The 13,051-nt window shown below is 54.5% G+C and carries 12 protein-coding genes; all 12 read right to left on the bottom strand.

Annotation, left to right across the window (positions count from 1 at the left end):
* Positions 1-58: 58 nt before the first annotated feature.
* The 12 genes from CEK71_RS15115 to CEK71_RS15060 all read right to left on the bottom strand — a co-directional run bounded on the left by CEK71_RS15115 (position 59) and on the right by CEK71_RS15060 (position 13,048).
* Positions 59-1,009, bottom strand: coding sequence for a Fic family protein (locus CEK71_RS15115; protein WP_198328256.1), 951 nt, complete (start codon positions 1,007-1,009; stop codon positions 59-61).
* 20 nt (positions 1,010-1,029) lie between these two features.
* The gene (locus tag CEK71_RS15110; protein ID WP_088620163.1) at positions 1,030-1,536 is read right to left on the bottom strand and encodes a hypothetical protein; all 507 of its coding nucleotides are present in this window, start codon (positions 1,534-1,536) and stop codon (positions 1,030-1,032) included.
* A 62-nt stretch (positions 1,537-1,598) separates the two neighbouring features.
* On the bottom strand, positions 1,599-2,087 hold the full coding sequence (locus CEK71_RS15105; RefSeq protein ID WP_088620162.1) for a GNAT family N-acetyltransferase: 489 nt from the start codon (positions 2,085-2,087) through the stop codon (positions 1,599-1,601).
* Positions 2,087-2,374 carry a type II toxin-antitoxin system TacA family antitoxin gene (locus CEK71_RS15100; protein WP_088620161.1) on the bottom strand — a complete coding sequence of 96 codons (288 nt, stop codon included), beginning with the start codon at positions 2,372-2,374 and terminating at the stop codon, positions 2,087-2,089. Before CEK71_RS15100 ends, CEK71_RS15105 begins: the two co-directional genes overlap by 1 nt.
* A gap of 171 nt (positions 2,375-2,545) precedes the next feature.
* Complete coding sequence (locus CEK71_RS15095; protein ID WP_088620160.1) at positions 2,546-2,959, bottom strand: type II toxin-antitoxin system VapC family toxin; 414 nt, start codon at positions 2,957-2,959, stop codon at positions 2,546-2,548.
* Entirely contained in the window at positions 2,947-3,186 is a 240-nt protein-coding gene (locus CEK71_RS15090) for a hypothetical protein (RefSeq protein WP_088620159.1), read from the bottom strand. The genes CEK71_RS15095 and CEK71_RS15090 overlap by 13 nt, the downstream gene beginning before the upstream one ends.
* 217 nt (positions 3,187-3,403) lie before the next feature.
* On the bottom strand, positions 3,404-6,457 hold the full coding sequence (locus CEK71_RS15085) for an efflux RND transporter permease subunit (protein ID WP_088620158.1): 3,054 nt from the start codon (positions 6,455-6,457) through the stop codon (positions 3,404-3,406).
* Entirely contained in the window at positions 6,457-7,602 is a 1,146-nt protein-coding gene (locus CEK71_RS15080) for an efflux RND transporter periplasmic adaptor subunit (RefSeq protein WP_232463661.1), read from the bottom strand. Before CEK71_RS15080 ends, CEK71_RS15085 begins: the two co-directional genes overlap by 1 nt.
* A gap of 35 nt (positions 7,603-7,637) precedes the next feature.
* A complete protein-coding gene (locus CEK71_RS15075; protein WP_232463660.1) occupies positions 7,638-8,948 on the bottom strand; it encodes a TolC family protein in 1,311 nt (436 codons plus the stop codon).
* 363 nt (positions 8,949-9,311) lie between these two features.
* The gene (locus tag CEK71_RS15070) at positions 9,312-11,417 is read right to left on the bottom strand and encodes a tetratricopeptide repeat protein (protein ID WP_088620156.1); all 2,106 of its coding nucleotides are present in this window, start codon (positions 11,415-11,417) and stop codon (positions 9,312-9,314) included.
* Between the two features lie 166 nt (positions 11,418-11,583).
* Positions 11,584-12,459: a carbon-nitrogen hydrolase family protein gene (locus CEK71_RS15065; RefSeq protein ID WP_088620155.1), complete on the bottom strand. Its 876-nt coding sequence runs from the start codon at positions 12,457-12,459 to the stop codon at positions 11,584-11,586.
* Positions 12,449-13,048, bottom strand: coding sequence for a GNAT family N-acetyltransferase (locus tag CEK71_RS15060; RefSeq protein WP_088620154.1), 600 nt, complete (start codon positions 13,046-13,048; stop codon positions 12,449-12,451). Before CEK71_RS15060 ends, CEK71_RS15065 begins: the two co-directional genes overlap by 11 nt.
* Positions 13,049-13,051: the final 3 nt, after the last annotated feature.

The following is a 13,051-nucleotide window of genomic DNA, read 5'->3' as shown; positions in this document are numbered from 1 at the left end:
ACTGGCCTGAAACATGGGGAGTATCATATTCACGAAACTATGCACATCTACTTATGTCTTATAACAGCACCGCAATGCGCTTAAAAAAATAATAGCCTTTATCGTGGCTGGCTTCGCCGATGCTGCCGGACAGCATATCTAAGTAAACCAACAGCCAGTGTTTCACATACCCCGCCACCAGCCGGACAAACGCGTTGTTGTCTTTAGGGTCGGATAACTGGGCGGTCTCTAAGGTTTTATAATAGGCATGGCGGGCGTGGTTTTCGGAAGAAATAATGGTGATCGGGTAGCCGTGTTTTAATAAAATCAGGTTCATCACCAGCCTTGCCGTCCTGCCGTTACCGTCGATAAACGGGTGGATGGTCACTAGCCGTTCGTGCATTTCTGCGGCCAACAGCACCGGATGCAGGGTGTTTTTATGGGCTTGGTAAAAGCTAAAAAAGTCTTGCATTAATGCCGGGATTTTTACGGGGTTAGGGCAGACATGGCGACTACCGAGGATGCGGACACGGTCAGTGCGCCAATAGCCCGCATTTTTAAAATCAATGCCCGCCAGAATCAGGGTGTGGATTTTTCTTAAGGTGTCTTCCGTCAAATCCTCTTGGTGGTGGACAATGTCACGGATATAGTGGATAGCTTGTTTATGGTTAACCGCTTCCAAATGCTCCTGCATATTTTTGCCACCTACCGTCAAGCCTTTATTGATGATTAAATCCGTTTCCATCAGGGTTAAGGTATTGCCTTCTATACGGTTGGATTCGTAGGTGTATTCGGTGTCGAACACCTCCTGCAAATGCACCACCTGCTCCGGCGACAAAGGCCGGAAACTCTCCAAACAGCGTTGCAAATCCGTCAATTGTGCGGTTAACAGGGTGAGGTCATCGGTGTGCGGGTACAGTGCCGAGTAATCCACCGGGCTATGTGCCGCCGTCATCGCCAAGGCCATAAAACGGCGCTTAAGTTCGGTCAGTTCGGCTTGTTGTTCGGCGGATAAGGGCGGGTGGGTCATGGTCGGGTAGCGGATGCTGTTTATAAAACGCCTGTTTCGGCGGGGTTATGCTTCGGTAAAAACCAAAAACCGACGCTTAGGGTGAGTTCGTCTGCATAACAATCTATCATATACTCATCACCACCCCTAACCAAAATAAACAACCACGGCTCGCTGGGCGCGAGGGCTATTTGCTTGCCGACGAGGTTATCCAATAAGGCTTGCCAATCCCAATGCATTAGCTCGCCATCAGAAAATTCAAACATTAGGGTTTGCCCTGTCATGTCACCCAGTATGTGGGGCGCGATAGGCACGACATCCCAATTAATCGCCGTTGCACCCAGCGAGACGGTTAAATGCCAGCCGTCCGCTACACTAAGTACCAGCGTGTGGCCGTTAAACTGATAGCTCACTACGACCTTGCGATTAATTAAAGCGGCCTTGTCCTGGGTGGCTTCCGCACTATTGGCCGCTACCGCCACTGCTTCGGATAAGCTGTCATATTCATTGAACTGAAAACAAGGTGTTATCCGAATGATGTTATCCATACTGTTTTTCCGTTGAGGAAAGTGTAGGTTCTACCCATGTTTTTGCCCCACACCCCGCTTTCTTATCGGCTTTGTATTTTTCCATTCAAAGAAAGTATTAAGGTCATCTCCTGGGTCGGTGAGGCGATAAAACCATGATGCTCATAAAAAGCTTTAGCCTGAATGGACAGCGCGTGGACCAGCAGGCCGCGTATGCCAAGAATGCCGCTGGCTTGGGCGGTGCGCAAGGTGGCATCTTGCAGCAAAGCAACCCCTAGCCCTTTGCCCTGATAAGATTGGTCAATGGCAAGACGGCCAAGAATGGCGACGGGGATAGGGTTGGGCATATTGCGGCGCACAGGGCTAGGCGCATCGTTTAATGCCAGTGCGCCTGACGCTAGGCAATAGTAGCCGACAACCCTTGCTTCGTCTAAAACCACATAAGTGCGGGAGGCTCCGCTGAGCTGATTGGGGTATGCCCGTTTCTTTAGCCAATCATCAAGGCTGTCGGTACCACAAGCAAAATGTTCAAGCTGATGATCCGCCGCCAGCAGCAAGGGCGAAGACAGCATTATTTATCCCAAGGCCTAGGCGCGTTCATAAGCCTTGCAAAGCCCTCGCCGTTAGGCGGTAAGTCCAGCACTTCAAGAAACTGCGCGTAAGTGGCCGGGTCAACTTGCACGAGCGCTTGGTCAAGCAGGGACTCTTCCGCTGCGCGGCGGGCGGCATCAATCATAAAATCCGAACGGGTTTTACCTTGCGCCTTTGCCGCCCTATCAATCAGGCTGCGGATGTCATGGCGGACACGCAGGTTAACGGCATGGGTTTGGTTGTCGGTTAGGGTGTGTTTGTCAGGCATGGCAATTACCTCTTTAGTATTATGGCAATCATAACATAGGCGGATACACAATGTGTATCTGCTTGCGGCTGATAAACTGCGTTTGCGATTTGTGTCAGGTGTAAATGGATTTATAAATCTGGATCTGATAATTTTTTTATTAATGCGCGGCGGGAGCGATATGCGACCTATTCAAACCGTAAACGGGTTTAACAATCTAACGCCTGTGCGCTTTACGTCATCGACATTGCGCGTCACCAAGACCAGATCATGCTCCAGTGCGGTAGCCGCAAGCAGCGAATCGATGACCGGCAGCGGGTCGGGTACGTTAAGACATCCCCAGCGGTCGGCAATGGGAGTGGTTACTGGCAGAATTCGTCCGGCCATGTCGGTTTCTACTTTGGCTAGCCAGCGTTCCAGATGGTCTGCGGCGACCGAGTCGCGGCGGCGTAAGCGTTCGATACCATTACGCACTTCGCCAATCACTAATGCCGACAGATAAAGGCTTTCGCCAGCGGCACTGGCAAACCAGTGTTGAACGCCGAGATTGGCTCGTTCCTTCTTGCGCAATTCCGACAATACATTGGTATCGATTAAGAATCCCATTCCTGCACCTCCCTGCCTAAATCACGGGGCCTGGCAAAATCGGTATCCTCGCCGACATCGGGCATTGCGGCCAGCAAGTTTTTGATGTCTTGGCCTGTGGCAGGGGCGGCGCGGCCATAGATGATGGTGACCCGCACCGGCCCTGCGGGGATTTCCGGCGGCAGTTGCAAATGCAGGCAGTGGTCGGGCGATAGTTCGGCAACGGCTTCGTAGTAGTGGGCGGTCATAACGGTTCTCACTTTGGATGTTATTGCTGGTTTTTTTGAAGTGTACTCGTACTTAAGCCAGCGTGCAAAGGCTAAAGGCTTTTGCACGCTGGTTAATATAGGTTTTGGAAGTAAATGGTAGGCTAAAGCTTGATGCACACGGGTAGGCCATCGTGCAATGGCTAAAGACCATTGCACTCCGCTCTGGGGTCGCCCAATGACTGATGGTATCTATACTTTACCCCTTCGCCACCCCAAAGCGTTTAAACAAAATCGGCAATAAGAACAAGGTTAAAAACGTCGATGACACCAAACCGCCAATTACCACCACCGCCAAAGGCCGTTGGATTTCTGAGCCGGGGCCGGTGGCGAACAGTAAGGGGATGAGGCCGAAGGCGGCGATGCTGGCGGTCATTAATACCGGGCGCAAGCGGCGGGCGGAGCCGATGAGGACGACTTTGGCGATGTCCATGCCTGTCGCCAGCAGTTGGTTGAAGTAGCTGACCATGACCACGCCGTTCAGTACCGCGATGCCTAACAAAGCGATGAAGCCGACCGAGGCGGGGACGGACAAATACTCGCCGGACAGCCATAGCGCGAATACGCCGCCGACCATGGCTAAGGGGATGTTCGACAACACCAAGGTGGCTTGGCGTACCGAGCCGAAGGTGGAGAACAGCAGTAAGAAGATCAAACCTAGCGACACCGGCACGACGACCGACAAGGTGGCGGCGGCGCGTTGTTGGTTCTCGAACTGGCCGCCGAATTCCAGGGTATAGCCTATCGGCAGCGGTACTTTGGCGGCGACGGCTTGCTTGGCTTCTTCGACAAAGCCTACTAAGTCGCGGTTTTGGACGTTGCTGCGCACCACGGCGAAGCGTTGCCCGTGTTCGCGGCCTATCGCCACTACGCCTTCGACTTTGCGCAGTTGCGCCACTTCGGTGACGGGGACATGACTGCCGTTGGCGAGGGTGATTTGCAGGTTGTCGAAGTTGGCGGTGTTGCTGTTGCCACGCAAAATCAATGGTGTGCGTTTGATGCCTTCTTGGACGATACCTAAATTCAGGCCTTCGATTTGCGCCCGCAGCAGAGTTTCTATGGTGTCGCTATCCAAGCCCAAACGCCCCGCAGCGGCTTTGTTGATGCTCAGTTGCAAGAACTGCATCCCCTCGTTTTGCTTGGCGAACACGTCGCTGGCCCCGGTGAGGCTTTTCAGCACTTCGGCAATGGCGGCGGCTTTTTCGTTCAGCACTTGCAAGTCAGGGCCAAACAGTTTGACCGCGACATCGCCGCGTGTGCCCGTCAGCATTTCCGAAACGCGCATTTCTATGGGCTGGGTAAAGCCGAAGGCGATACCGGGGGTTTGCTCCATGACTTTGCGGATGTCTTCGATCAAATGGGTTTTATCGGGGGTATGCCATTGGTCTTTGGGCTTTAACACCAAAAAGGTGTCGGTTTCGTTCAACCCCATCGGGTCTAAGCCCAGTTCGTCGGAACCGACCCGCGACACCACGGTGGCGATTTCCGGGACGTTTTTCAGCAAGTTTTTCTGCACCTGGCCGTCGAGCATGACCGATTGCGCCAAGGTGATAGAGGGCAGTTTTTCTAACTGGACGATAATGTCGCCCTCGTCCATCGTCGGCATAAAGGTGCTGCCGATTTGCATAAACACCACGACGGTGACGGCCATTAACGCGCCCGCGCCGACAAAGACTTTTTTGCTGTTGTCCATGCACCACGCTAAGCTGGGTTTGTACAGGGCTTGCAAATGGCGCGGTAGCCACGGTTCTTCGTGGGAGACTTCTTTGAGCAGGTATGAGGCGATGACCGGAATCACCGTCAGCGATAAGATCAGCGAGCCGCTGAGGGCAAACACGATGGTCAGGGCCACGGGGGTGAATAGCTTGCCTTCTAAGCCTTGCAAGGTCAACAGCGGCAAGAACACGATGATGATGATTAATATCCCCGACGTGACCGAAGCGGCGACTTCGCGGGTGGCGCGGTAGATGACGTGCAGGCGCGGCAGGCGTTGCGCGGTTTGGGTATGCGCCAAGTGGGTGATGAGGTTTTCGGTCACCACCACGGCGGCATCGACCAGCATCCCGATGGCAATCGCCAGCCCGCCCAAGCTCATCAGGTTGGCCGACATGCCCATGTAGTGCATCAAAATAAACGTGAACAAGGCCGCCAGCGGTAAGGCCAAGGCCACGACCACGGCGGCGCGGAGATTGCCGAGGAACAGCAACAGCAACACCACCACCAGCACAATGGCTTCCAGCAAGGCGTGCAGCACGGTCTCTACGGCCTTATCGACCAAGTCGCCCCGGTTGTAAAACACCTTAGCCTCTACGCCTTTCGGGAAACTTTTACTGACTTGCGCCAGCTTGGCTTCAATGCCGACGATGGTTTGCCGGGCGTTGGCCCCGCGCAAACTCAGCACCAGTCCGGTTACGGCTTCGCCTTCGCCGTTTTTGCTGACCGCGCCGTAACGGGTTAACGCGCCGATTTTGACTTCGGCAATATCGCCGACCGTTACCGCCACGCCATTGTTATTTTCCACAACCAGGCCACGCACGTCGTCTACGGTTTTTAAACGGCCTTCGGCACGGACGATCAAAGCCTCTTCGCCGTCGCTCAGCCGCCCTGCCCCGTCATTACGGTTATTGGTTTTTAAAGTTTCTATCAACCGCGCCATGCTGATGCCCCGCGCCGAGAGGCGGGTGTTGTCGGGGATGACTTCGAAACTGCGTACCGTGCCGCCCAAGGAGTTGACATCGGCCACGCCCGGCACGGTGCGCAAGGCGGGGCGGATCACCCAATCGAGCAGTGAGCGTTTCTCCATTAAACTTAAATCCCCGCCTTCAATGGTGAACATGAACATTTCGCCCAGCGGCGTGGTCATCGGCGCGATGCCGCCTTGGATGTCGGCGGGCAAAGAACTCCATAAGCCGTTCAGGCGTTCGGCGATTTGCTGACGCGCCCAGTAAATGTCGGTGCCTTCGGTAAAATCGACGGTGATGTCGGTCAGGGCGTATTTGGCGATGGAGCGCAACATGGTTTGGTGCGGAATGCCCAGCAATTCGACTTCGATAGGGGCGGTAATCCGCGCCTCGATTTCTTCGGGGGTCATGCCGGGGGCTTTGACGATAATCTTCACTTGGGTCGGCGAGACTTCGGGGAAGGCATCAATGGGGATGTGCTGGAAGGCGTAGTAACCGCCGCCGCCCAGCATCAGCACCAAGATCATCATCAATAGCCGCTGGCTTAAGGCAAAACGGATCAGGCTACCCATTATTCGCCGCTCCCTAAGCCTAACCAATTGGCTTTTAAGGCCACCGCGCCAGTGATGGCGATGGTTTCGCTGCCGGTAAAGTCGCCGCTGAAGGTGGTTTCTTCGCCCTGTTTACCGATGACGGTAATCGGGCTGGCGCGGAAGCCCTCAGGGGTTTGCACAAACAGATAAGCCTTGCCGGCTTGCTGGGCAATCGCGGTGTTCGGCACGGCAAACACGGCTTGGCTGTGCGGTTGGATAATCTGGGTGTTAATGCGCTGGCCGGGGCGGATGTCGGTCTGCGCCCCTTTAATGGCGGCACGGACTAAAATGGTTTGGTTATCGGGGTTGACAGCCTGCCCTAATAAGGTGATATGCGCCGTGATGGGCAAGGCCCCCGGATGTTGCCCAGCCGTTTGGCTATCGGCGGGTTTTTCCACCAACACCTTATCGCCGATTTTCAGCTCGCCGATACGCTCCTGCGGGATGTTAAGCTCCAGCCACAGCTCATCAAGATTGGCGATGCGGTATAAGGGGGTCAGGTTATCCACCCGTGTCCCCGCCATTACCGGACGCTCCAACACCACCCCGGTGATGGGCGCGTGAATCGCCAGCATACCCGACAAATGGCGGGTTTTTCTTAAGGTGTCGATTTCGGCGCGGGTCATGCCGGCAATCTCCAGCAATTGCTGATGCTCATTCGCCACTGCTTGTAAGGCGGTATATTGGCTATGGGTTTCTTGCCAGCGCCGCTCCGGGATCACACCGTCGTCAAAGAGTTTTTTGTCGCGTTGGTAAGCCATTTCGCTCAGGCCCAGTTCGCTGGCGGCTTTTAAAAACAGTTGCTGCATGGATAATAAGTCCGGGCTGTTCAAGGTCGCCAAGACCTCGCCCTGCTTGACCTTATCGCCGACCGCCGCCGCCAATTGGGTAATCAGGCCCGCTTGCGATGAGCTGACCACATACTCATGGGCGGGCGGCACGACGATTTTCGCCGGGGCGTACAGTATGGGCACTTGTGTGACCGGAACCAGCTTGCCCAAGGTTACGCCCAGATTGTTGCTGTGTTCGGCGGAGAGTTTGATGGTGTTGTCTAGGGCCAGGGCGGGCGGGCTTAGGATCAGTAAGCCGACAATAAGAGGGAGGCGTTTTAAGCCGTTTGCCATGTTAGTGCCTATCATAATAGTATTCTTATTCCTGCTCATGGCATAACTCCCACGGCTTGGTTATAAAACGCTTGGTCGCGCTCCAACATCAACGCCCGTTCCTTGGCGTTTAAAATCGCCTGTTGGGTGCGGGATTGGATTTTTAATAAGTCGATCAAATCAATCTCGCCTACTGAAAATGCGGTGTTGGACATGCCCAGATGCTGCTCGGCGACTTGCTTCAGCTCGTTGGCGATGCCCAACTCGACGCGGTTGACTTCCAAGTTATGCTCAGCCTCGTGGTGCAGTTGCTCTAAGTTGCGGTACAGCAACTCGCGCTCGGCAATCAGGCGGTTCAGCTCAACATTCAAGGCGGCGATATGCGGTTGGATATGGGCGCTGCCGCCGAACGGCACGTTAACGCCGATGTTAAAGCTTTCAGTCTTGTTACTGCGCGGGTCTGAGGTAAAGCTATCGCTGTTGATGCCGACCGCGACATTGCTTTGCCCGGAGCCTACCCGTTTCAAGGCCTCCAACTCCGCTTCTTTGCGCTCAATTTGGCTGTTGACCGCCTGTAAAGCCGGATGGCTGGCTTGGATTTCGCGCAGGGCCACCAGTTTTTCACCAAACACGGCGGGGATTTGGGTGGTTTGGGTCAGGCTGGCATAGCGTTTACGCGCGTGCATCAGCTCGGCTTCCGCCAGGGTCAGCACCGCGCGTTTTTGCAGCAATTCGGTTTGTGCCAGCAATTCGTCGGCGCGGGGCAAATCGCCCAACTCGACCCGGCGCTGAATCTTCGCCAATAACTGGCTAAAAATGGCGATTTCCGCCTGTGCCTGTTCGTAGCGGATTTTTTGCAGCGACATATCCCACAACGCCGCCCGCACCAGTCCGGCGATGCGCAACTTGGTCGCCACGGTTTGCGCTTGCGCACTCTCTTCCGCTTTCGCGCCGACCGTCGCCTCGGCATCGCGCTGGCCGATGTTCCACAACGGCACTTGCACTTGCGCATCAATATAATGCAAGGTGCCGCTGGTCGCTTCTTGGTAACGCAAGCCCGCCTGCGGCGCACCCGCCATCCAGCTTTCGCTACGGCGGCTAATGGCTTTGGCCTCTTCTTCCAAGGCATCCAACCAATGGCCGTCCGGGTATTTGGCCAAGGTTTGTTCCACCAACTGGCTTAGGCTTAATTTAGGGTTAATCTGTACCGGGTCTTGGTGCGAGACTAAGGTTTGCTCGACGCTGAGCACAGGCGGCTTGGCAGCTTCTTCGCCAGCCAAAGCCGCAAAACTTAAGGGCATCGCCAGACATAAAGAATGCCAGGATAGGGTTTTATAACGCTGGCGGATAGGGGCAATAGTAGCCATAACATTCACTCAATGCGGCTATGCCGCTGTTTATTTACTATAGAAAACAGATGCTATTGTTTAAGACAACACGCAATATTCATGTTTTTGTTATTAAAATAAACAAGCTGTAAGGTGACACAGCCCCCTCCCCTGATGGGGAGGGTTGGGGTAGGGAGAATCTAAACAACATTTTCCATTAAACAGACTAAAAAAATAGACTGCTTAAAATCGCTTAGCCATAGGCATAAGTTATTGATTTTATTCTCCCCACCCCAGCCCTCCCCATCAGGGGAGGGAGCAATCCACCTTGATAAGCCTTAGCCCTTCGCTAATCTTGTCCACTATTTAGAGGTGACTTTATGAAAAACTTGATCATCGAGTTTAAGCCTTTAGCTTTTCCAGCCGCCCATTAACCCAAGATAATCTATCTTTAAACTCCACATAAAGTGGCGACTTGGCGACTAAGTCCGCCAATAGGGCTTGGGCTTGCCGATAATAGTCCGAGGCTAAGGGGAGATTGCCTTGTTGTTCGTAATGCCAGCCTAACCTATTGAGGGCAACGGCTAGGCCGTTGGTAAAGTCCAGATGGCCGGGGGCGGCGGCATGGAGTTCCTGTTTCAGGCGGTGGTAGTCTTGATACCAGCGCAAGGCCTGTTGCAGGTCGCCCAGCGTGGTGTGGGTGTTGCCTAAATGTTGGCAGGCCACCGCCAAGCCGTTTTTAAAGCCCAGATGGCCGGGAGCGGCGGCATGGAGTTCCTGCGACAACCTGTAGTCTTCTTCACGCCAGCGCAAGGCCTGTTGCAGGTCGCCCAGCGTGGTGTGGGTGTTGCCTAAGTATTGGCAGGCAACCGCCAAGCCGTCTTTAAAGCCCAGATGGCCGGGGGCGGCGGCATGGAGTTCCTGTTCCAGGCGGTGGTAGTCTTGATACCAGCGCAAGGCCTGTTGCAGGTCGCCCAGCGTGGTGTGGGTATTGCCTAAGTATTGACAGGCAATTGCTAGACTGTTTTTAGCGTACAGGTTATCCGGTTCGCGCTGGTGGAGTGCCGCCATGACGGTATGATCATCGGTAAAAGCCCTTAAGGCCTTGTCCAGGTTGCCGATGGTCAGGTGGTAGCGGCCAATGCGTTCGTGCAACACGGCAAGGTTATTATCCCCCGGCAACCAAATTGTAGCTGTTTCGGCATGGCGGCAGTAAGCCGCCGCGTCCGCGTAGCTGGTGTTGAGCAAATGCCCGCTGCCAGCTTCATAATCCAGTTTATCTGTCAGTTTAACGACCAAGCCCGCACAATAGCCCTGCAAGTGTTCGACGTTTTTATGACGGGTAATCTCCTGTACCACTGGGCTGGTTTTGTAGTGGCTTATCCCATTTTGGACGCTATTCTCCAGCCAACCGCGTGCCGCCAAGCCGCTGAGGGTGTCGGAGAAGGCTTCTTCGTCGTCATCCGGGTTTAACAGCAAGTCCGCCAAATCCTCATAAGCCCAGTTTTCCGCAGGCAATACCGCCAAGTTACTCAATAGCCGTTGTTCGGCTGCGCTGAGCGGTGTTATCTGCTCCAACTCGTCATACAGGGCGGCGATGATGGCGGTGGGGTTGGCGGCCTGTAAGACGGGCAACACGCCTTTGCCCATCACGTTAACCGTTTTGGTTTTCGCCAACTGCAACAGCCCTTTTTGTTGCAAATCCTCCAGCAACTGGCTAAGCGAATAAAACACTTTGTTGACGTTCACCGCCGCCAAGTTCTTCGCCAACAGCTCCAGCACCAACGTGTTGCCGCCCACCGCTTGATAAATGCCAAAAAACAGCCCGTCATCTTCTGTCCGGTGCTGCGGGTAATGGCTATTGAAGACACTTAAGGCCACATCTTCCGGCAAGGCGGCAATCGGGTAATGGTCAGCACCGTTAAAGCCGTTCAGGCGGCTGGTGAGCAGGATATGGCAGTGGGTGCAAGCATGTAAAAAGCCCCAGTGTCGCCCCAGCTCTTCGGCATTATTGGCGTTGTCGATAATCAGCAAACAGGGTGCGGTGAGGTTGGCGACGGCGGCTTGCAGCACCTCCAAACGTTGCGCCGTGGGCATAGCATCAGGGAAGCCCACTTGCAAAGGCAAGGCCAACATCAGCAAAGCATCGTCCAAGCGGCTGGGGGCATACAGCCAAGCGGTGTGGGCGTAATGGCTTTGGTAAGTTTGCCAATACTTCGCCGCCAACGAGGTTTTGCCGATACCGCCTTGGCCGTTGACCAACAACAAGGGCTGGTTGCTTGCTTCCAGCTTGGCGCGTATCGCTGTCAAATCATCCTCGCGGCCTTGGAACACATCGGGGATGAACGGCGTGGCGGTCAGGTGGCGGAGGATGGCGGTTCCGGCATAGTGGATGTGGGTAACGTTTTCGTTATAAATGCTGCCGTCGCCCATGTTGGCTTGGCGTTCGGTGTTAATTTGGTCGCGCCCGATGTTGGAGCCTGTGCCTTGGTGGTTTTGTCGGTTCATAACTGGACGGGACTGACATTGAGGATGCAGGCAATTTTAACACTAAGGTGTGGCTTAGGTAAGGGGAAAGCTAGGCGAAGTGCTAAGGTTTGCCTAAGTGGATGGCCTCCCTCCTGTACACCCATCAGGAGGGAGCCGTCTTACCCTACAGCCTCAACCGCCTTTTCTACCCGACCATTTCCGCCCGATACTGCAAAGGCCAATCCCGATAATTAAACACCTGCCCCTGCTCCCTGACCGTCGCGATTCCGCCACCTAAAGACAGGTCGGCGAACACCCATTGCACGGCGTTCAGCTCACCTACCGCCAAAACCCCGTTATCGGGGAAGCCCCTATCGACTGGGGTATATATGGCGGACGCGCCGATATTAATATCGACGGCTTCCGACCAAGGCGCTAAGCCGACTAAGCAGGACTGCACGACATAGCATTGGTTCTCTAAAGCGCGGGCTTGGCAACCGATTTTAACGCGATGATACCCCGCTAAGGTGTCGGTGCAACTGGGCACTAAAATCAATTCTGCACCTGCTTCGGCTTGTTGCCGTGCCAAGATCGGAAATTCGCTGTCGTAGCAGATGTTAATCGCCAATTTGCCATAAGGGCTGGCGAACACCTTCAGTTCGGTGCCGCTGTTGATGAACCAATGCTCGTTTTCAAAGCGCGTCATCATCAGCTTATCCTGATAGTCGATACTGCCGTCGGCAAAAAACAAATAGGCGCGGTTACGGTATTCGCCGGACGCTTGTTTGACCGGAAACGTCCCGGCTTGGATCAGGCAACCGTACTGTTGCGCCAACGCCTTAAACAGTGCCAGAAAAGCGTCGTGCAGGGTCTGCATGGCCTCCAATTGCTTGCTCAGCGACTGATAGATCGCCTCTCCGAACAGGGAGGCCAGTTCCATGCTGGCATATTCAGGGAACAGCAGGATTTTTGCCCCCTGTTCGGCGGCATCCGCTACCCAGCGGCGGCTTTTGTCCTGATAGGCTTGCCAGTCGGCAAGAAAGCTGATGTCGTATTGGGCGGTGGCGATTTTAACGTTCATGTTTCAACCAAAAAGTCATGGGTTTGGCGGTTTCCTCGGCATCGTCCAAGTCTTTCCACAGATAGCTGGTATGCAGTTCGGGGTGTTTGACATAGCCGCGCTTGTTCCAGAAATTATCCAGCGGCACATAATTGGCGGGGCGGCGCGGATGGTCGGCAGGGCGTTCGACACAGCAGAACGTGATGTGCTTAAAGCCACCCAAATAGTCGGCATGGGCTTCGCGCTCTTCAAAAAACCGCACCCCGATACCGAGGCCGCGATAGTTTTTGTCCAGCACCGATTCGCTGCAATAAAACACCTCGTTTAAATCGTAGCCGTTGTCTAAAAAAGGCCGTTGGAGTTCCGGCGTTTCGTCGCGCATCGGCAGGGCGGTAGACGCGCCGACCACTTTCTCGCCATCCAAGGCTAAGACAATAACGCTGGACGGGTTATTGATATAGGTTTGCAGGTATTTTTGTTCATAGTCCAAGGTGCCGTCGTACAAATACGGGAAATCGCGGAACACTTCAATGCGTAACCGCGCCAAATCGGGGATAAAAGGGATTAACGCCGCACCGCTATAGCGTTGAATATGGATCTTGGGGGCCATTGC

The organism is Methylovulum psychrotolerans, assembly GCF_002209385.1.
GTDB lineage: Bacteria > Pseudomonadota > Gammaproteobacteria > Methylococcales > Methylomonadaceae > Methylovulum > Methylovulum psychrotolerans.
This window is presented reverse-complemented; position numbering and strand designations above follow the sequence as displayed.

Excerpts from the sequence above, each read along its gene's own strand:
- CEK71_RS15115 (WP_198328256.1), bottom strand. The coding sequence starts at position 1,009 with ATGACCCACCCGCCCTTATCCGCCGAACAACAAGCCGAACTGACCGAA.
- CEK71_RS15110 (WP_088620163.1), bottom strand. The coding sequence starts at position 1,536 with ATGGATAACATCATTCGGATAACACCTTGTTTTCAGTTCAATGAATAT.
- CEK71_RS15105 (WP_088620162.1), bottom strand. The coding sequence starts at position 2,087 with ATGCTGTCTTCGCCCTTGCTGCTGGCGGCGGATCATCAGCTTGAACAT.
- CEK71_RS15100 (WP_088620161.1), bottom strand. The coding sequence starts at position 2,374 with ATGCCTGACAAACACACCCTAACCGACAACCAAACCCATGCCGTTAAC.
- CEK71_RS15095 (WP_088620160.1), bottom strand. The coding sequence starts at position 2,959 with ATGGGATTCTTAATCGATACCAATGTATTGTCGGAATTGCGCAAGAAG.
- CEK71_RS15090 (WP_088620159.1), bottom strand. The coding sequence starts at position 3,186 with ATGACCGCCCACTACTACGAAGCCGTTGCCGAACTATCGCCCGACCAC.
- CEK71_RS15085 (WP_088620158.1), bottom strand. The coding sequence starts at position 6,457 with ATGGGTAGCCTGATCCGTTTTGCCTTAAGCCAGCGGCTATTGATGATG.
- CEK71_RS15080 (WP_232463661.1), bottom strand. The coding sequence starts at position 7,602 with ATGGCAAACGGCTTAAAACGCCTCCCTCTTATTGTCGGCTTACTGATC.
- CEK71_RS15075 (WP_232463660.1), bottom strand. The coding sequence starts at position 8,948 with ATGGCTACTATTGCCCCTATCCGCCAGCGTTATAAAACCCTATCCTGG.
- CEK71_RS15070 (WP_088620156.1), bottom strand. The coding sequence starts at position 11,417 with ATGAACCGACAAAACCACCAAGGCACAGGCTCCAACATCGGGCGCGAC.
- CEK71_RS15065 (WP_088620155.1), bottom strand. The coding sequence starts at position 12,459 with ATGAACGTTAAAATCGCCACCGCCCAATACGACATCAGCTTTCTTGCC.
- CEK71_RS15060 (WP_088620154.1), bottom strand. The coding sequence starts at position 13,048 with ATGGCCCCCAAGATCCATATTCAACGCTATAGCGGTGCGGCGTTAATC.